This is a genomic window from Streptomyces sp. NPDC000941, assembly GCF_053599555.1.
In genome coordinates, this window is record NZ_JBSFMM010000030.1 from 31,415 (window position 1) to 50,157 (window position 18,743).

At 69.9% G+C, this 18,743-nt stretch carries 17 protein-coding genes; 13 read left to right on the top strand and 4 right to left on the bottom strand.

All coding sequences use genetic code 11. The annotated features are described in order from the left end of the window. The first annotated feature begins 51 nt into the window (after positions 1-51). Together ACWDSL_RS12725 and ACWDSL_RS12730 are read left to right on the top strand one after the other, a co-directional pair. Positions 52-633, top strand: coding sequence for a hypothetical protein (locus tag ACWDSL_RS12725; RefSeq protein ID WP_450484553.1), 582 nt, complete (start codon positions 52-54; stop codon positions 631-633). Between the two features lie 105 nt (positions 634-738). After that, complete coding sequence (locus ACWDSL_RS12730; protein ID WP_450484555.1) at positions 739-1,131, top strand: nuclear transport factor 2 family protein; 393 nt, start codon at positions 739-741, stop codon at positions 1,129-1,131. 67 nt (positions 1,132-1,198) lie between these two features. Here ACWDSL_RS12730 and ACWDSL_RS12735 read toward each other — a convergent pair whose 3' ends face one another. After that, a complete protein-coding gene (locus tag ACWDSL_RS12735) occupies positions 1,199-2,836 on the bottom strand; it encodes an FAD-binding oxidoreductase (RefSeq protein ID WP_450484557.1) in 1,638 nt (545 codons plus the stop codon). Between the two features lie 425 nt (positions 2,837-3,261). On the opposite strand from ACWDSL_RS12735, the gene ACWDSL_RS12740 reads away from it, so the two are divergent. From ACWDSL_RS12740 to ACWDSL_RS12790, 11 genes are read left to right on the top strand one after another with little or no spacing between them, the layout of a single operon-like run. Beyond that, positions 3,262-4,899, top strand: coding sequence for a fatty acyl-AMP ligase (locus ACWDSL_RS12740; RefSeq protein ID WP_450484559.1), 1,638 nt, complete (start codon positions 3,262-3,264; stop codon positions 4,897-4,899). Next, positions 4,896-5,168 (top strand): acyl carrier protein, encoded by a 273-nt coding sequence (locus ACWDSL_RS12745; RefSeq protein ID WP_450484561.1) that lies wholly within the window; start codon positions 4,896-4,898, stop codon positions 5,166-5,168. Before ACWDSL_RS12740 ends, ACWDSL_RS12745 begins: the two co-directional genes overlap by 4 nt. Positions 5,169-5,171: 3 nt before the next feature. Further along, on the top strand, positions 5,172-5,990 hold the full coding sequence (locus ACWDSL_RS12750; RefSeq protein WP_450484563.1) for an acyl-ACP desaturase: 819 nt from the start codon (positions 5,172-5,174) through the stop codon (positions 5,988-5,990). Next, positions 5,990-6,301, top strand: coding sequence for an acyl carrier protein (locus tag ACWDSL_RS12755; protein WP_450484565.1), 312 nt, complete (start codon positions 5,990-5,992; stop codon positions 6,299-6,301). Before ACWDSL_RS12750 ends, ACWDSL_RS12755 begins: the two co-directional genes overlap by 1 nt. Beyond that, positions 6,294-7,538, top strand: a complete 1,245-nt coding sequence (locus ACWDSL_RS12760; protein WP_450484567.1) for an aminotransferase class I/II-fold pyridoxal phosphate-dependent enzyme — start codon at positions 6,294-6,296, stop codon at positions 7,536-7,538. The genes ACWDSL_RS12755 and ACWDSL_RS12760 overlap by 8 nt, the downstream gene beginning before the upstream one ends. Further along, on the top strand, positions 7,535-9,283 hold the full coding sequence (locus ACWDSL_RS12765) for an AMP-binding protein (RefSeq protein ID WP_450484569.1): 1,749 nt from the start codon (positions 7,535-7,537) through the stop codon (positions 9,281-9,283). The genes ACWDSL_RS12760 and ACWDSL_RS12765 overlap by 4 nt, the downstream gene beginning before the upstream one ends. 2 nt (positions 9,284-9,285) lie before the next feature. Further along, positions 9,286-10,371: a methyltransferase gene (locus tag ACWDSL_RS12770; RefSeq protein WP_450484571.1), complete on the top strand. Its 1,086-nt coding sequence runs from the start codon at positions 9,286-9,288 to the stop codon at positions 10,369-10,371. A gap of 6 nt (positions 10,372-10,377) precedes the next feature. Continuing rightward, on the top strand, positions 10,378-11,556 hold the full coding sequence (locus tag ACWDSL_RS12775) for an acyl-CoA dehydrogenase family protein (protein WP_450484573.1): 1,179 nt from the start codon (positions 10,378-10,380) through the stop codon (positions 11,554-11,556). A 48-nt stretch (positions 11,557-11,604) separates the two neighbouring features. Beyond that, on the top strand, positions 11,605-13,998 hold the full coding sequence (locus ACWDSL_RS12780; RefSeq protein WP_450484575.1) for an MMPL family transporter: 2,394 nt from the start codon (positions 11,605-11,607) through the stop codon (positions 13,996-13,998). Further along, on the top strand, positions 13,931-15,277 hold the full coding sequence (locus tag ACWDSL_RS12785) for a hypothetical protein (RefSeq protein WP_450484577.1): 1,347 nt from the start codon (positions 13,931-13,933) through the stop codon (positions 15,275-15,277). The genes ACWDSL_RS12780 and ACWDSL_RS12785 overlap by 68 nt, the downstream gene beginning before the upstream one ends. A gap of 18 nt (positions 15,278-15,295) precedes the next feature. Beyond that, the gene (locus ACWDSL_RS12790) at positions 15,296-15,763 is read left to right on the top strand and encodes an SRPBCC family protein (protein ID WP_450484579.1); all 468 of its coding nucleotides are present in this window, start codon (positions 15,296-15,298) and stop codon (positions 15,761-15,763) included. 134 nt (positions 15,764-15,897) lie between these two features. Here the strand turns inward: ACWDSL_RS12790 and ACWDSL_RS12795 are convergent, their stop codons facing one another. The 3 genes from ACWDSL_RS12795 to ACWDSL_RS12805 all read right to left on the bottom strand — a co-directional run bounded on the left by ACWDSL_RS12795 (position 15,898) and on the right by ACWDSL_RS12805 (position 18,548). Next, positions 15,898-16,578 (bottom strand): LuxR C-terminal-related transcriptional regulator, encoded by a 681-nt coding sequence (locus tag ACWDSL_RS12795; protein WP_450484580.1) that lies wholly within the window; start codon positions 16,576-16,578, stop codon positions 15,898-15,900. Positions 16,579-16,917: 339 nt separating this feature from the next. After that, a complete protein-coding gene (locus ACWDSL_RS12800; RefSeq protein ID WP_450484582.1) occupies positions 16,918-17,598 on the bottom strand; it encodes a hypothetical protein in 681 nt (226 codons plus the stop codon). 200 nt (positions 17,599-17,798) lie between these two features. Then, positions 17,799-18,548: an SDR family oxidoreductase gene (locus ACWDSL_RS12805; protein WP_450484612.1), complete on the bottom strand. Its 750-nt coding sequence runs from the start codon at positions 18,546-18,548 to the stop codon at positions 17,799-17,801. Positions 18,549-18,743: the final 195 nt, after the last annotated feature.

Genomic DNA, 18,743 nt, shown 5'->3' on the forward strand with positions numbered 1-18,743 from the left:
TGGCGTGTGCTCGTCAAAGCCTGATCGGCTGTTTTCCCACGGGGGTAGTACATGCATCGCCGTTCCTCACGCCTTCTCGCCGTCGCCGCGGTCGGGTTGTTGGCCCTGACCGGCTGCGGGAAAAAGGACAGGCACAGCAACGGAAGCGACGGGCTCGGGGGCGGCGGCTTCATCTCCGGCGGCGGCAGCGGCGGCGCGTCGTCCGGCGCCAGCGGGGTTCCGACCGATCTGCCCACGGACCTGCCGACCGACCTGCCGACCGACCTGCCCTCGGGTGTCCCCTCGTCCGCGCCGTCGTACGGGACCCCGTCGGACTCCCCCTCCGTGCCGAGCACTTACGACCCGGAAGGGCTCGACGAGACCGACGGCAGCAACTGCAACTACGACCCGTCGACCCGGCAGCTCAAGTACGACGTCACCATCACCAACGCCGACATGACGCGGGGCTACAGCTACAGCGTCGCCGTGAGCTGGAACGATCCGTCGGGCGGCCTCATCGGGTACCGGCACAAATACATCACGGTGCTGGCGAACTCCACCAAGACGGTCACCATGGCGGACACCACCAGCTACAGCAAGCGGACGTCCATCACCTGTCAGATCACCGCGGCGGACAAGACCCCGGCGTCCTGAGTCTCGCCGCGCCAAGTTCCTGAGGTATATGACGCCAGGTGTCATATACCTCGCCGAGGATGCAGCCATCAGGCCGTTGGAACGATGCGGCCGCTACGGAAGGACATGGCTGTGACCGCGACCGACACCAAGGGGATCGCCGAGGGCTACGCCAAGGCGTGGACCAGCGGGGATGTCGAGACCGCACTGGGTTTCCTGAAGGAGGACGTCGTCTGCGACGCGCCTCCCGGCCGGATCGAGGGTGTTGCGGCGTACCGTCCGTTCACCCAGGAATTCGTCAACGTGCTGACCAGGGCGACCGTGACCAAGGTGCTCGCCGACGAGGAGAGCGCCGCGATCGTCTACAGCTTCGACACCCAGTGGATCAAGGACTTCCGCTGCTCGGAGTACATGACGATCGAGGACGGCAAGATCAAGCACATCACCACGATCTTCGACCGCCTCCCGGCGGCCGAGGCGGCGAAGGCGGCCAAGGCCGCCGAGAACACTCAGGGCTGACCACGCCCTGGCGCCCTGGCCGGTCTCGCCGTGGCCGTCCGCGACGGCTGGGAGAAGGTGACGTGGGTCAGGGGCGGATCGACAGGGCGTGGCGGAACACCTCGCGCGGGTCCCAGTGCGCCTTGGCCGCGCGCAGGCGCGGGTGGTTGCCCTTGTAGTAGAGCGTCTGCCAGGCCGTGTCCGAGGTGTTCCAGTGCGGGTCGGCGAGGTCGGTGTCCGGGTAGTTGATGAACGCGCCGTCGGCGGCCTCGCCGGGTACGGGGACACCGCCGGTGTCGGCGAACAGGTCCCGGTAGCACTCGCGGATCCAGGCCAGATAGTCAGGCCCCTGATCGGGCTCGGCCCAGGACGCGAGGCAGGAGAGCTTGATGACGGAGTCGCGGTGCGGCATGGCCGTATCGGCGGGGGACAGGGCGTTGACGGCGCCCCCGTAGGTGTTGAGGACGACGCTCCCGGCGACCACATCGGTGTCGGCGCGGGTGAGGTGGCGGTGTACGACGGCCAGCTGGGCATCCGTCAGGCGGCGCCGCAGAAAGGCCGACTTGATCTTGATGTGCCAGTCGCCCACCGCCTCTCCCGAACCGTTCAGCGCGGCGGTGAGCCAGGGCAGCCGCTGGACCTTCAGATTGCCCGGCCGGGTGGTGCCCGCGCTCACCGCGCCGAGGAAGCCGTCCAGGAGCCGACGGTCCGCGCCGGGCTCCGCGGCGACCTGGCCGAGGAGCAGATGGGAGCCGGCCGCGCGGCGGGTCAGGGCGAACTCGGCGTACAGTGCGGCGTTCTCGTCGTCGGCGGCGCCGTGCCGCTCGGCCCACTGGCCGTGGTTGCGGACCATGCGGGTGAAGCGTTCCTCGTCCATCCCCTCCCAGCTCCAGTCCGCGGTGAAGGTGAGCGCGGTCCTGGTCGGGGTGGGCAGCATCCGGGCCGGGTCCGTGTCGTCGGTGGCCTCGGGGGAGCGGAACCAGAAGCGGGTCACGACGCCGAAGTTGCCGCCCCCGCCACCCGTATGGGCCCACCACAGCTCGCGGTTCGGATCGTCCTCCGCCCGGGTGGCCACGACGGCGCGCACCTCGCCCGCGTGGTCCACGACGACGACCTCCACCGCGTAGAGATAGTCGCTGACCAGCCCGAACAGCCGGCACAGCGGCCCGTATCCGCCACCGGGCACATGCCCGCCCGCGCCCACCTCGGCGTGGTACCCGGCCGGTAAGGTCACGCCCCAGCCGAGGTACAGCTTCCGGTACACCTCGCCGAGGGTGGCCCCGGCCTCGACGACGAACGCCCGGCGCCGTTCGTCGAAGGAGACATCCGCCATGGGCGACATGTCGATGACCGCCTTGACGTCGGGGTTGTCGACGAAGTCCTCGAAGCAGTGCCCGCCGCTGCGGACGGCGAGCCGCGCCCCGGATCGGACCGCCTCCCGTACGGTCCGTACGACGTGCTCCGTCGAGCCGACCAGGTAGACATGGTCGGGCCTGCCCCGGAAACGGTTGCTGGCGCCCCGTGCGATCAGGTGCGCGTAACGGGGATCGGCGGGGGACACCCGCAGCGGGCCCTCGGGCAGCCACCCCGGTGCACAGGCGTCGGAGCCAGTGGTGCCCTCAGGGGAGGCCGCCCGGGCCGCGGACGGGGTCAGCGCCAGCCCCGCGCCCGCCGCCGACATGGCCCGCAGGACGGTGCGCCGAGCATGCTTGTCGGGTGAACTCATAGTCGGCTCCTGGCCGTTCGGGGGAAGTGGTGTGGTGCGCCATGCGATGGCGCACATCCGACGGTAGGGAGATACGGCGGCCCTGAGAGGTGGGCTACGCGGCGGATCCGGGGTACATCCCGCACCACCCCGCGCCGGGGGTTTCCACCCCCGCCGCCCCACCCCCGCGGCACGCGCGCCGCCGCCCACCCCCTGAGGTTGATCCGGCGTGCCGCGAAAGGTTGATGCCGGACTTCCGCTCTGGTTGCAGCGCTGACTACATCGGGTGCCGGATTCCGTTTCGTGCCGGCCTCGGTATTTTCTTGCCGTGTCGTACGACGCCGGGGACCGAAAATGCGGCCCGGCAAAACGATGCCCCCTTACCAAGGGGTGTACGTGCACGCGGAGGTTTCCAGCACGTGAGCTTTTCTCGTGTCATCGCTCGGTTGTCATCAACGTCCCAGGGGTTCACGTTCATCTCCGGGGACTCCACTGACTTTCTCAGCTTCGCGGAGCTGAAGGCCGCCGGTGAGGACTTCGGCAGAAGGCTCGCCGCTGCGGGTTTTCGGCGGGGTGACCGCGGCATTCTGATGCTGTCCGGTCAGCGTGAGTTCATCGTCGCCTTTATCGGTATGGTGCGCGCCGGAGTCATCCCCGTACCGGTGTTCCCGCCGGCCATGCTGACCCGGATCGAGGCATACCGGGAGCGTCTGCACTCGATCCATTCCTCATGCGAGCCGCGGCACATCATCGCCGACGAGTCGCTTTTCGACATCTGCGTCGACGCGGTGGGGACCAAGCCCATCGGCTACGCGGAGCTCGCCGCCGGGGAGCCGACCGGGGAGCTGGTGGAGTCGGAGGGCGGGGAACCGCTCTTCCTGCAGTACACCTCCGGCTCCACCGCCATGCCCAAGGGCGTCGTGGTCACCCACGACAACCTCTTGGAGAACGCCCGGGCCATGGACCAGGCCCTGGGGACCTCCGGCGAACGCGACCGGTTCGTCAGCTGGCTGCCGCTCTACCACGACATGGGGCTCATCGGCTGCATGCTCGGGCCGCTGGTGTACGAGGTACCCGTCTGGTTCATCCCGCCCTACGAATTCGCGCGCCGGCCCACTACGTGGCTGGACTGGATGTCCAAGATCTCCGGCACCTTCTCCTACGCCCCCAACTTCGCCTACGAGCTGGTCACCCGCCGGGCGACCGACAAGCAGATGGCCGGCTGGGACCTGTCCGCATGGCGGGTGGCGGGGGTCGGCGCTGAGCCGGTCCGGCCGCGGACCATGCGGGAGTTCGCCGAGCGCTTCGCCGGCGTCGGGTTCGACGCGAACGCCATCACCCCCTCCTACGGGCTGGCGGAAGCCACCCTCGGGGTGGCCTTCACCACGATCGGCGACGGGCTTCGCACGCTGTCGGTGGACGTCGCACCTGGGGCCGACGAGGAGACCGTCACGCGCGAGATCGTCTCCTGCGGGCCGCTGCTCAGCGGCTGGGAAGTCCGGATCCGGGCCGCCTCCGGCGAACTCGTCGACGAGGCCGGCGAAGGGCAGGCCGAAGGACAGACCGAAGGGCAGATCGAGATCCGCGGAGGGAGCGTCGCGCGCGGTTACTGGGGGGCGCGCGAGCTTTCCGAGGAGACCTTCCGGGACGGCTGGCTGCGCACCGGCGACCTCGGCTTTCTGCGCGACGGCGAGCTGTACGTCACCGGCCGGACGAAGGACCTGGTCATTCACCACGGCCGCAAGTACCACCCGACGGACATCGAATGGGCCGCCCTGGGGCTCCCGGGGATCCGCCCGGACCATGTGATCGCGTTCTCCACCCCCGACGAGCGCCTGGTGGTGGTCGCCGAGCACAAGCCGGCGAGTTCGCCCCCGGACCTCGCGAAGCAGATCGCCGGCCGGGTCCGCGGTTCGGTCGGGGTGACGCCCGACGACGTGGTGCTGGTGAAGCCCGGCACGCTGCCCAAGACCAGCAGCGGCAAACTGCGGCGCGCCGCCTGCCGCGACGCGTACTCCCACGGCGCGTACTCCCAGGGCGCGAATTCCCACAACGGCCCCGCGGGCCATGGAGGAGCCAAGTGACGACCGCCGATCTGACGGAAGAAGAAGCGCTCAGCATCGTCGCCAAGGCCGCGGCGCAGGTGGACGCCCGGCTGGCGGAGCGTACGTTCACGCCGGCGGACGACATCGGGGAGATCGGCCTCGACTCGGTGGCCACCCTCGAGCTGATCGTCTCCATCGAGGACCAGACCGGGCTCACCTTCGACGACGACGTGCTGTTCGGGGTCAGCACCGTCGGCGATGTCGTCGAACTGATCCGGGGCGGCAAGCCCGCGGTCCGGGAGGGCTGAGCCGTGGACCTCCTTCCCGAGGAGACGCTGTACCGGCAGTACATGGAGTTCTTCGAACTCGCCGAGCGCCGCCGCCGCTGGAGTGTCTTCGACGATATTCCGTGGGACAAATGGCAGGAGCAGAGCCGGGACGAGAGCCTGGCCCAGTGCGCGGAGACTTTCCTCGGCGTCGAGATGTATCTGCCGGACTATGTGGCCGAAGGGCTCAATGTCGTACGGGAGTCCTTCGGGCAGGCCTGGTTCCAGGTCAACTGGGGCTATGAGGAGTCCAAGCACGCGCTCGCCCTGAAGGAATTCCTGCTGCGCACCGGACAGCGCACCGAGGAGCAGGTCCGGGAATTCGAGAGCCAGGTGCTGAGCCGGCGGTGGACGATGCCGTTCTCCACGCCGCGCAGAATGTTCGTGTACGGCGCCATCCAGGAGAAGACGACCTGGATGAGCTATCGGCAGCAGCTGAACCGGGCCCGTGACCTCGGCGATCCGGTGATGGCCGAGATTTGCCGCTACATCGCGCGGGACGAGGCCGCGCACGCGGATTTCTACCGGCGCACGCTCCAGGCCTGCCTTCAGGAGGACCACGAGGGCACGCTCAAGGACATCGCGCATGTGGTCAAGGAATTCAAGATGCCGGCCTACGACCTGCTGCCCGACTACGACAAGCGGCTGGCCGTCATGCAGGTCATCGGCATCGACCGCGAGGTGTTCTTCCGCGACGTGCTGATGCCGACGCTCAAGAAGGTCGGTGTCAGCCGCCGAGATCTGGTCAGGGCCCGGGGACAACTGCGCCAAGAAGGCCAGGACCAACAGGGAGAGGACGCGTGATGGCAGAGCAGTCGACCCGGGTGACGGATGACGAGGTCATGAAGGTGATCCTGGACCACCTGGTGGTCCGCGGGGTGTCCGCCGAGCGCATTGTGCGCGGCGCGACCTGGAAGGCCGACCTCGGCATCGACTCGCTCGACATCCTCACCCTCACCCAGGAGCTCGAGGACACCTTCCACGTGAAGATCGGCGAAGAGGACGCCATCGACCTCCGCACCGTAGGGGACGCCATCGACTACATCGTGCGCGTGTCCGGCGGCGGCGACGGCGGCGGCGCGCGGACCGAGGGCGAGGGGGCCCACGATGCCTGAGTACACGGCGAGTTGGCTCAAGGACCTGCAGTCGTCGGAGTTCGTCACCGCGTACCACCGCGGCGTCGCCAACGGAAACCTGCCGTTCTTCCGTAACGCGGAATCCCTGCTCGACCCGGTCGTCACCATGGAGGGCACACCGCGGCTGATGCTGGGGTCGCCCAACTACCTGGGCCTGGCCAGCCATCCCCGTGTGCTGGCAGGTGCCAAGGCCGCGGTGGACCGCTACGGCACCTCGCTCACCGGCTCCCGGATCCTCAACGGCACCACGGCCCTGCACCGGGAGATGGAGGAGGAGCTGGCGGACTGGCTGGGTGTCGAGTCCACCCTGTTGTTCACCACCGGCTTCCAGACCAACATCGGCACCATCAGCGCCCTGGTGGGCGTGGGCGACACCGTGGTGTCCGACTCCTTCGCACACGCCTCGATGCTGGACGGGGCCGGGCTCTCCCGGGCCAAGCTGCGCGGCTTCCGGCACAACCGGATGGATCTGTTCGCCGACAGCGTCCGCCGGGCCAAGGGCGACGGCGGCCGGATCCTGGTCATCCTCGACGGGCTGTACTCGATGGAGGGGGACCTGCCGCCGCTGGACGAGATGCTGGACATCTGCCGCGAGAACGACGCGGCGGTGATGCTGGACGAGGCGCACTCCCTCGGTGTGCTCGGCGAGCACGGCACCGGCGCGGCCGAGGTCTTCGGCGTCCAGGACCAGATCGACATCCGGATGGGCGCCCTGTCCAAGGCGCTGGCCGGCGTCGGCGGGTTCATCGCCGGCAGCCGCGAGCTGATCGACTACCTGCAGATCACCGCGCGCGCCTTCGTGTTCACCACGGTCGGTGTCCCGGCGGCCCTGGGCGGTTCGCTGGAGGCCATACGTATCCGCCGCTCGCCCGAAGGCGACCAACTCGCCGAGCAACTGCGCCGCAACTCCCGCTTTCTGCGCACCGAACTCAAGGGCCTGGGCCTGCCGATGGGCCCCGACTCGGATCTGCCCGAGCGGACGACGCCCATCATCCCGGTCATCCTCGGCGACGACGACCTGGCCATGGAGTGGTGGCGGCAGCTGTACGACCGCGGGGTGTTCACCGGTGTGGCGCTGTACCCCGGCGTTCCGCCGACGGGCGCCATGCTGCGGATCTGCCCGATGGCCACCCACACCCAGGCCCAGCTGGAACAGGCTCTTGAGGTGTTCGCCGAGGTGCAGAAGGTGATGAAGCGGAAGGCGGACACCCCGTGACCGGTGCGTCGCCCGGCGCCGTGACCGGTGCGTCGCCCGGCGCCGCTCCCTCACCGCTGCTGTCCTGGCTGGTCGCCCCGCGCACCGACCGCGGTATGCGCTTCGCACGGGGCTCGGGCGAGTGGGACCGCTACAGCTACGCCGAGCTGGCCCAGCTGGTCTCCCTGGCCAGCGCGGCCTTCCGGGCCCGGGCGCGGAAGGACTGCCCGGGCGTGGTGCTGGCCACGCCCAACAGCGTCGGCTTCGTCACCGGCTACTTCGGCGCGGTGAACGCGGGGCTCGTCCCCACGGCCATCGCGCCGCCCGCCCGCTTCGGCGGCCGCGAGGACTACGTACGCCATGTCGCCCGCGTCCTGCGGCTGACCCGCGCCTCGGCGGTGGTCGGCGACCCGGTGCATCTCGCGATACTGCAGGACGCCGCCGACGTGGCGGGCGAGGACGGCGGCGGTCCGGTCGCCGTGCTCTCCAGCGACTTCTCCACCGGCACCGAGACCGACCGGCTCAGCGCGGTCCCCGCCGCCGAACTGGCCACCCTCCAGTTCACCTCCGGCTCGACCAGCAGCCCCCGCGGGGTGCGCATCACCTGGGCGAACATGGAGGCCAACGCCCGTGGCAACAGCCGGCTGATCGACTACGACGGCGCGCTGCAGACCGTCAGCTGGGTGCCGATGTACCACGACCTGGGGCTCGTGGGCTGTCTGATGACCATCGTGTCCCAGCAGGGCGAGCTGTCCCTGATGCGCCCGGAGCAGTTCATCTACGACCCCCGGCGCTGGGTCGACTGCATCGCCAGGGAAGGGATGGCGTACACCGCGGCGCCGTCCTTCGGATTCGCGTACGCCGCCCGCAGACTCAAGCCCGGGGACCTGAAGGGCGCCGACTTCTCCACCCTGCGCTCGGCCACCCTGGGCGCGGAGCGCCACGATCCGCGCGGGCTGTGGGAGTTCACCGAGCTGTGCGAGCCGTACGGCTTCGACCCCGCCGTCTTCACGCCCTGCTACGGCATGGCCGAGATGACGCTCGGGATCACCGGACACGCGCCGGGCACCGTACCGCAGGCGGTCCACCTCGACTGGGAGTCGCTGGCCCCGGAGCAGCCGGTCAAGATCCTCGCCCGCGGCACCCTGCGGGACGCGGGCGCGGCCGACAGCCCGGCCCAGTGGCTGGTCAGCTCGGGGACCCCGATCGAGGGCGTCTCGCTGACCGCCGTGGACTCCGAGGGCCGGCCGCTGCCCGACGGCTACCTCGGCGAACTCCTGCTGTCCGGCGACAGCGTGGCCGCCGGGTACGAGCCGGCGGACGCCGAGAGCTCGTCCCGGTTCGCGGACGGCAGCGTGTACTCCGGAGACGCCGGGTTCCTGCTGGACGGCCAGACGTATGTCATCGGCCGGCTGGGCGACGCCCTGAGCGTCCGCGGCCGCAACATCTACGCCGAGGACCTGGACGCCCGGCTCGGCGACACCCCCGGCGTGGACCGCTACCGCTGCGCCACCCTCGTCGACGCCCGCCGGATCGTGGTGCTCGCCGAACTGGAGCCGGGGGAGTGGGCCGAGCGGCTGGCCGAGGCGCTGTCCCTCTACGTCGGCGGCGTCGTGGACGTCACCGTCTTCAGCTGCCGACGCGGCACCATCCAGCGCACCTCCAGCGGCAAGCCCCGGCGCCGCCTCATGTTGACCCAGTACTTGGACCAGAAACTGCCCGGCGAAGTGGTCGCCCACCGCCCGCAGCGCCCCGAGGAAGGATGAGTATGACCGAGCAAGCCGATTCCTCCGCCGACTCCGCCGACTCCGCCGACGAACAGCTGAAACCGGTCGACGTCATAGCGCACTCCGTGCTCCCCGTCGCCGGCCTCATGCAGCTGATCCTGGGCCACTGGGGCACCCAGGTGGTCGGCACCCTCGCCACGCTTGGCATCCCCGACTCGCTCGCGGACGGCCCGCGCAGCGCCGAGGACCTGGCCAAGCAGCACGAGGTGGACCCGCGGGCGCTGTACCGGGTGCTGCGGGCGGCGGCCACGCTGCGGGTGCTGGACCACGCCGAGGACGAGACGTTCGCGCTGACCGAGGCCGGACACTTCCTGCGCACCGACTACCCGTTCTCGATGCGCTACAACGCGATGCTGCACAGCTCGCGCTGGCACTGGGACCCGTGGTCGCTGGCCCCGGAGGCGGTGCGCAAGGGCGGCGAGGCCTTCTCCGACCACCACGGCTCGCCGTACTACGCGTACATCGACAAGCACCCCGAGGAGGGCGACCTCTTCGACCGCGCGATGACGGCCATGGCCTCGCAGGCCCAGCTGCTGGCCGTATCGCTGCACGACTTCGGGCAGCACAAGGTGGTCGTGGACGTCGGCGGCGGCGCGGGTGTGGTGCTGTCCAACCTGCTGGAGACCCACGCCGAGCTGCGCGGTGTGCTGTTCGACCGCGAGCGGGTGGTGGCCGGCGCCAAGGAGCTGCTGGGCGAGGCCGGGCACGCCGAGCGCGTCGACTTCGTACCCGGCGACATGTTCGAGTCGGTGCCCGAGGGCGGCGACTGCTATCTGCTGTCGATGGTCCTCAACGACTACAACGACGACAAGGCCCGCAAGCTGCTGGAGAACTGCCGGGCCGCCATGGGCGAGGACGGCACCCTGGTCCTGTTCGACATGGTGATCCCGCGCAACGGCACCCCCTCCTTCGCCACCCTCGGCGATATCGAGTGCCTGGTCGTCAGCGGCGGTGAGCTGCGTACCGAGCCGGAGATCAAGGCCCTGCTCGCGTCCGCCGGATTCCGCCTCGAAGCCGTCCACCGCGGCTTCTCCCCTGTCTGTGCCGTCGTAGCGAAGCCGGAGTAGTTCACCATGACCGACACCCACACATCTGCGGCGGGCCGTCTCGGGGCGCGCGAGCGCGCGGCGCTGGAGCGGCTGCTCCCCGGGCTCGACGAGAAGCTGGCGAAGCATCCGCTGGCGGAGCTCGAGAAGCGGGGCGGACCGGCCATCCCGGCGTTCCGGGAGGCCGGCGGCGCCGGGCTGCTGGTGCCCGCCGAGCACGACGGCCTGGGCGCCGAGCCGCTGGACGCCGTCCGCGTCCAGCGGGCGCTGGCCATGCGCTCGCCCTCGCTGGCGGTCGCCGCGATGATGCACCAGCTGTCGCTGGCCACCTTCACCGAGTATCTGACCCAGCACTGTGCCCCCGACGCCTTCGAGTGGATCCTGCTCAAGTCGATCGCGGGGGAGAAGCAGCTGGTCGCCTCGGCCTCCGCCGAGGCCAAGCGCGGCGCCAGCATGCTGGCGCCGACCATGCGCGCCCGCCGGGACGGTACGAACTTCATCATCAGCGGCAGCAAGAAGCCGTGCAGCCTGTCCGCGTCGATGGACTGGTTCACCGCCAGCGTGCTGGTGGAGGGCGACGAGAAGTACGACGGCCATCTGGCCATGGCCCTGGTGCCCGCCGCGACCGAGGGCCTGGTGCGGCGCCCGTTCTGGGAGAGCGAGGTGCTGGCCGGTGCCGAGAGCGACGAGGTCGTCCTGGAGGACCTGGTCCTGGACGAGTCGCTGATGGTCTTCACCGACCAGCGCCCCGGCACCCAGATGGACACCCTCCAGGTCCGCGGCTGGACCTGGTTCGAGCTGCTGGCCGCGGCCTCGTACGTGGGGGTGGCGAGCACGCTGGTCGAGAAGGCGATGGCCTCCCCGCGGGTGTCGCGCGCCGAGGTGGGCGCCCTGCTGGTGAAGCTGGAGAGCTCCATGGGCGCCGTGGAGAACGTGGCGCGGGACATGACCGCGTCCGTCGAGGACCCGGGCGACCAGCTGGCCCGCTCGTTGCTGGCCCGCTTCCAGGTCCAGGAGTCGGTGATGGAGGTGTCCACGGCCGCCAGCGAGCTGGCGGGCGGTATCTCCTTCATCCGCGACACCGAGGTCGGCTATCTGCTGCAGGCCACGCGCGCCCTGGCGTTCCACCCGCCGGCGCGGGCCAAGGCGCTGCCCGCACTGGCCGGTTACTTCCTGGGCGAGGACCTGGACACCACGGTGTACTGATCGTCCGACAGGGATACGCCGAGCGCAGGGAAGCCGGGGAGAGACCACGTGACGGAGCGGTTCGTAGCGTTCATCGGCCGGGTGCGATGGCCGTTGCTGGCGGTGTGGGGCGCGCTGCTGGTGATCAGCGGGCTGCTCGCGCTGTCGCTGCCGGACAAGCTGAGCGGCGGCGGTTGGTATGTCCCCGGCTCACAGTCCACCTGGGTGGCGGAGCAGCAGAAGGAGGGGTTCACCGGCCGCGGCAGGACGAGCGTCACCGTGGTCGTCCACGACAAGCGCCACGCCACCGGCACGGACGCCTTCGAGCGCCGGGTACGCCAGGCCATGGCCGACATCGAGGGCGACAAACGGCTCAAGGCCGCCTCGCACTACGGGTGGTCCACCCTCCAGGGCGCGCCCAAGAACGCGTTCGTCGGCCGGGACGGCCACACCGCGATCGAGATGTTCGGCCTCGATGTGGACGACGGCACCGCCCGGCGGATCCTCCCCGACATCCAGCGGGAGTACGACAAGCGGTACGAGGCGCGGGGCCTGACGGTCGGCATGGTGGGCACGGCCCCGTTCTTCGGCGAGATCAACGTCCTGAGTGAAGAGGGCCTGGTCAAGGCGGAGATCATCGTGATGCCGCTGATCACCCTCATCCTGCTGCTGCTGTTCCGCAGCGTGGTCTCCGCGGTGGTCGCCATGATCACCGCGGGTACGGCGGCGGTCGTCACCTTCGCGATCCTGTCCGTGCTCGCCGACTCCTACGACCTGTCGGTGTTCGTCCAGAACACCGCGACCATGCTGGGCCTCGGCGTCGGCATCGACTACTCGATGTTCATGATCCGCCGCTTCCGGGACGAACTCGAAGGCGGTGAGCCGGTACCGCGCGCCCTGCGGATCGCGCTCGCCACCTCCGGGGAGACCGTGGTCGCCTCCGGTGTGACCGTCATCGTGTCCATGGCCACGCTGGCCTTCGTCAACCTTCCGGTGATCCAGTCGATCGCGCTGGGCGCCGCGCTGGTCGTCGCGGTGTCGGTGCTCACCAGCGTGCTGCTGCTGCCGGTGCTGCTGTACGCGGTCGGCAACCGGATCGGGCGCTGGGACCTGTTCGCCAAGCTCCGCCCGGCGAGCGCCACCGCGGACCCCCGCGAGCGCGCCTGGTACCGCTTCGCCCACTGGGTGCTGCGCCGACCGGTGCTCTCCCTGCTGGCGGGCACCGCACTGCTGGCGGTGGGCGCCGTCCCGGCCCTGGCCCTGGACACCTTCACCCCGGACGCCAAGATCACCCCCACCTCCTCGACCGTGCGCCAGTCCTACGACCGGGTGGAGGAGCAGTTCGGGCCGGGCGACGCCTCCCCGATGGTGGTGCTGATCCGCTCCGACACCCCGCTGCGCGGCGAGGGCGGGCGGATCGCCGAGCTACGGGACGAGCTGGCCGGCCTGGGGCACGTCCGGCGGGTGGACTCCGCGCTCGACGCCCTGGAACAGGCGGCTCCGGGGCGTCCGTTCGACGCGCTCGAACCCGCCGTACGCGACCGGCTGCCGGACCCCGTCCGCGCCTCGGTGGGGTACTTCGTCTCCCAGGACCGCACCAAGTTCATCGCCCAGGTGATCCCCGAGGAGCACGCCTCCTCGTCCGAGACGCGCGGGCTGCTGGCGGACGTACGGCGGGTGGCGGCGCGGGCCGACGGTGAGGGCTTGCGCATCGAGGTCGGCGGGCAGACCGCCGAGGGCGTGGACGCCAACGAGGTGATCTCCGACGGACTGCCCACGGTCGTCGGGGTGATGCTGCTCGCGATCTTCGTCATCCTGATGCTGTCGTTCCGCTCGGTGCTGCTGCCGCTGAAGGCCATCTTGGTCAATGTGTTCTCGGTGTCCGTGGCGTTCGGCATGCTGGCCCTCGCCTTCAAGAAGGACAGCCCGGTGGCGGAGGCGCTCGGCTTCGACGCGTCCGGCCGGGTCACCAACTTCGTCCCCGTGCTCCTGCTCGCCCTGCTGTTCAGCCTGAGCACGGACTACGAGGTGTTCGTGCTGGGCCGGGTGCGCGAGTACTACAAGGCGGGGCTCGGCAACACCGAGAGCGTGGCGCTCGGCATCTCCGCCACGGGACCGCTGATCACCGGGGCGGCGGTGCTGATGGTGGCGGTGTTCGGCGGCTTCACCCTCTCCGGGATCCAGCCCATCGGCGAGCTGGGCTTCGGCATGGCGGTGGCGATCGCCGTGGACGCCACGCTGGTGCGGATGTTCGTCGTACCGGCCGCCATGAAGCTCATGGGCTCGGCCAACTGGTGGTTCCCCGGCCGGGGCGGCGCCTCATCCGCGGCCGCATCCGCCGCCCCATCCGCAGCCGACAACTCAGGAACCTCAAAAACGAGGAGCACGCAAGACCATGGCAGCGAGCGACACTTGGCAGAGCTTTCCGCTGATCGAGGGCCTGAAGTCCCGCCGGGCCCGTAGATTCGGCATGGGGATGACCGTCCCCGGCGGGCCGCTCGAGTACCGCAGCAAGCACGAGCCGGTGCCGCTGACGGAGGAGGAGCAGGCGATCCTCACCTTCGCCGCCTGCGGTATCACCGGCCCCGCGCTCAACGACTGGAACTGGGAGAAGGGCAAGGGCGGCAATGTGATGGCCGGCGTCGTCGGCCGTACCGTCTCCAGCTCCGACGCGCTCCAGAGCGGGGCGATGGTGGTCATGGACGACGAGGCCACCTATCTGATCCGCCGGCCCGGCGATCTGTCCACGGCGGAGCTGACCGAGGTCAAGGAGTTCATCGCCAAGAACGACTTCGTCGGGGCGTACCGGGCCACCCGGGTCAAGATCGGGAGCGAGCGCCGCCATCCGCCGGTGGAGTCGCCGTACAACCTCACCGGCAACGAGTGGTCGCTGCACACCCCCGGGTCCACCTACTTCCTGCCGATCGAGGACCTGTCCTACCTCTACATCAACATCCTCCTGGAGTTCTTCAACGAGGAGATGGCGGTCTTCTGCATCGACGAGCGGCGGTTCTTCCTGCCGGCCGGTCTCGGCAAGTTCGGCAAGTCCAAGGGCGGCCACCTCGACGACGACCCGCGGAAGCTGAAGTCCATGCCGATGGAGTACGCCGAGCGCCTGCTGGTGGAGACGGCGTGTATCGAGATGGGCATGATGCTGCAGAACCTGGGCCTGGTCAGCCAGGCGCTGGGGCTTGGCGGCTTCCCGCACTACACCGGGCACGACGGCGGATGGTTCGAGGCACTGGACTTCCGGATGGCCGAGATGCCGATCAGCCAGTACTTCCGGGTGCCCACGCTGGCCAAGATGGTCCTCAAACTCCGCCGCCAGGACGCGGGCTTCGCCTATCCGCTGGGCCTGGAGCGGGACGGCAAGGTGCTGCTCAAGCCGTACTGCCCGCCGTACTACGAGTCGATGGAGGCGGCGGTGCAGGCCGTCGTCGAGCGCAAGTTCGGCGAGAACGGCATCTACCGCGGCGGCATCGGCCGGGGCGGCTGGCGGGAGCCGGAGAAGGTGGCGGCGGGGATCAGCGGGATCAGCCAGAAGGCGATCGACGCCACGGTGGCCTTCTGCGACTACACGTACCGGAAGTCCGGCCGGTTCCCCTCGTATCTGCCCGCGTACCACACGCAGATGGGCTTCCAGTCCGTCCATCTCGACGTCGACTTCTATGACGAGTTCTACGACCCGTCCGTGGTGCCCGAGGTGCACCGGTCCCATATGCGGGACTGGCACGGGCGCTGACCGGGAGGCGGGCGCGCAGTGGACGAGGTCTCGATCACCATCGCTGCCCCACCCGAGCGGGTGTGGCGGCTGGTCTCCGATGTCACCGGCATGGGCCGGTTCAGCCCCGAGTGCAAGGGCGGACGCTGGGTGGCCCCGGCGTCCGGGCCTGCCCTCGGGGCCCGGTTCCGCGGCCGCAACCGGCGTGGGCTCATCTTCTGGACCACCGACTGCACGGTCGTGGAGTGCGAGGAAGGGAAGGTGTTCGCATTCGAGGTCGCGCAGTCGAAGGTGCGGTGGGGCTATCGGATCGAACCCGACGGCGACGGCGATGACGATGGCGACGGCGTCGTGCTGACCGAGTGGCGGGAACACGTCGGCCGCCCCCATCTGCTGATCCGGGCGGTCGACGCCAGCGGCCTGGTGGGGTTCCGGCGGGAGCGGCTGATGGTCGAGGGGATGCGTACGACGCTGGCCCGGATCAAGGAGGTGGCGGAGCGGGAGTGAGCGCTGTGTTGACGCGGGAGGGCGTGGCGCCGCCCCGGCGGCCCAAGACGCCGTCACCGGTCGTCGGCCGTCCGCCGGGGCAGGCCCGTCATGAAGAGGGAGAACAGTCGGAATCGGTCAGCAGCGCGACACCCTCAGGCGACCCGCTGGGGCTGGGAGGGAACGACCAGACCGCACTCATAGCCCAGCGCCACGGCCTGGGCCCGGCTGGTGATGCCCAGTTTGGTCATCGCCCGGTTCAGATGGGTCTTCACGGTCGCCTCACTGATCTTGAGCTCCCGTGCGATGGCGGAGTTGCTACGGCCCTTGGCGACATGCCGCAGCACCTCGGTCTCCCGCATGGTCAGCATGGCCAGGGTCGACCCCGCGGTCTCGGTGGCCGTCGCGCGATAGGTGTAGGCGTCGATCAGCCGCTCCATCACGCTGGGCGAGAAGGCCATATCGCCGGTGGCGACCGCGCTGATCGAGGCGATCGTCTTCTGCGGTGAGGTGTCCTTGAGCAGGATCCCGGCGGCGCCCACGCGCAGTGCGGACTGGATCTCGTCGTCGCTGACCACCGAGGCGGTGACGATGACGCGGGGTGGCCGGGCGCGCGCGGCCTCCACGATGTGCTGGGTGGTGGCGATTCCTCCGAGATGCGGAAGGGAGATGTCCATGAGAATGACGTCCGGGCTGTGCGCGGCGGCCAGGGCGCGGGCGCCGTCGCTGTCGGCGGCCTCGCCGACGGCGCGCAGCCCGGGGGCCGAGCTCAGCAGAGTTAACAGCCCCAGCCGGGCCAGGGCATGTCCATCGGCGATCAGGACCTTGATCGGCATTGCGTCCTCCCCCGTAACGATCACCTTCGAGCTCCTCTCATCCACGCCGGCACCAAAAGGCGCCCAAACGACACCGAAAGGTCCAGCTGAGCAGAGATCGGCACCCCTAAGGGCACCGGGGTGGGGCTAATTGCAGCTTCCGAGCTGTTCAGAGCGGTTCCGATGATGCTGTAGTCACCATTGGTAGGCGATCGTCGCGCATGGCGGACGTCGGTCTCAAGCACATGGAGACTTCATGCCACCTTCTGCCCTATGGCCTTGCGGATGGGGGCGTGATGGTCCATGGAACGGCGGGTCGGCCGTCGAGCGAGCGTGGTGCTCAGCCGTCGAGCGCGGTGCTCAGCCGTTGAGCGCGGCGAGGGCCGTCTTCGCGGCGGTGATCGCGCCCTTGCGTATCTCCTCGGTGCCCGCCGCCTCGTTTGTCTCGAAGTCGCCGCCGTTGTAGGTCACGGTGACCACCGCGTTGGCGTCGCGTGCGACCACGACCGCCTCGCGTATGCGCTGCTTGTCATCGGTCGTGACGTTCAGGCTCACCGACGCCTGGTCACCGAGGCCGGGCACGGCGGTGCTCGGACCGCTGCCCTGCGCCGTCCGGGCGCGCGCGGGCGCCGATGCCGATACGTCGTAGGTGATATCCAGCCAGCGGTAGTCGAATCCGCTTAGTGCGTGCCAGGAGCAGCCCGAGCGGCGGGTGGCGTCGCTCGTCTTGAGCTGGGTGCCGGCCGTCTCGGCCTCCGGCACCAGGTCCTTGACGGTGCCGGCCGGGAGGGTGCCGCAGGGCTTGGCCGGGGGCTCGGGGTAGCGCGGCTCGGCGGTGCCCTCGCCCTGCCCGTCCGACGTCGGGGCGGAGGTGGGATCCGCCGACGCGGTCGCGGTGGCCGTCGTGGAGGGGCGCGGGGAGGACGCGGAGGGCTTGGGGTGCGCGTCCGAGTCGGAGCCGGTCGTCATGGCCACGCCCGCGGCGGTGAGTACGGCGACCGGCAGCAGGCGGGCGACCAGCGTGAGCGGCAGAGAACGCACGGCGGTCTCTCTTCGGTCGTGAGCGGCGTGATGGGCGGCGCGGTGAGAGGACGACCATGCCATACGAACGGGTCTGCGAACAGCCCGGGCCGGCCCCCGGGGGCCGGCCGCCGACTGGCCCTAAGGGGTGAAATCGGCACTTGATCGAATTATCGGATCAAGTGACTGGTTAAGTACGCGTAGTGACGATCCTTCGCCCGTCAGCCCCGCCCGATGAACGGCATCGCCGTCGCCATCACGGTCGCGAACTGCACGTTCGCCTCCAGTGGCAGCGACGCCATATGCCGCACCGTACGAGCCACGTCGGCGACGTCCATCACCGGCTCGACCGCCGACTCCCCGTTCGCCTGCGGGACGCCGGCGCGCATCCTCTCGGTCATGTCGGTGGCCGCGTTGCCGATGTCGATCTGCCCGCATGCGATGCCGTACGGCCGCCCGTCCAGCGACAGCGACTTGGTCAGCCCGGTCAGGGCGTGCTTGGTCGCGGTGTAGGCGACGCTCCGCGGCCGTGGGGCGTGCGCCGAGACCGAGCCGTTGTTGATGATCCGGCCGCCCTGCGGATCCTGGCCGCGCATCAGGCGGAACGCGGCCTGTGCACACAGGAACGCGCCGGTGAGATTGACATCCACCACCGCCTGCCAGTCCTCGTGGCGCAACTCGTCCAGCGCCACCTCCCGCGGCCCGAAGCTGCCGGCGTTGTTGAACAGCAGGTCCAGGCGGCCGAAGCGGTCCCGTACCGCCGCGAAGAGCGCGTCGATCTGCTCGGGGCGGGTCACGTCGGTCGGTACGGCGATCACCGCCCCGTCCCGGCCCGCCAGTTGCTCCGTCTCCGCGAGGGCTTCTCGGCGGCGTCCGGCCAGGGCCACCGACCAGCCCGCGTCGGCGAGTTCGAGGGCCACCGCCCGGCCGATCCCGGATCCGGCGCCGGTCACCACCGCGACCTTCGACATGACATTCATGGGTCCGCAGCGTACGCGACGTCAACATCGCCCAAGGCGGCGGCATATCGCGTCAAACGTCCCATCCCGATGCGGAACTCACCCGTCCGACATCTTGATGACGTGTACAGGCTAGCGGGCGGCCGCCCGTTGGCCGTGCAATTCCTCTGACGCACCAGCCAGATGCCACGACCCGGACGCCACGAG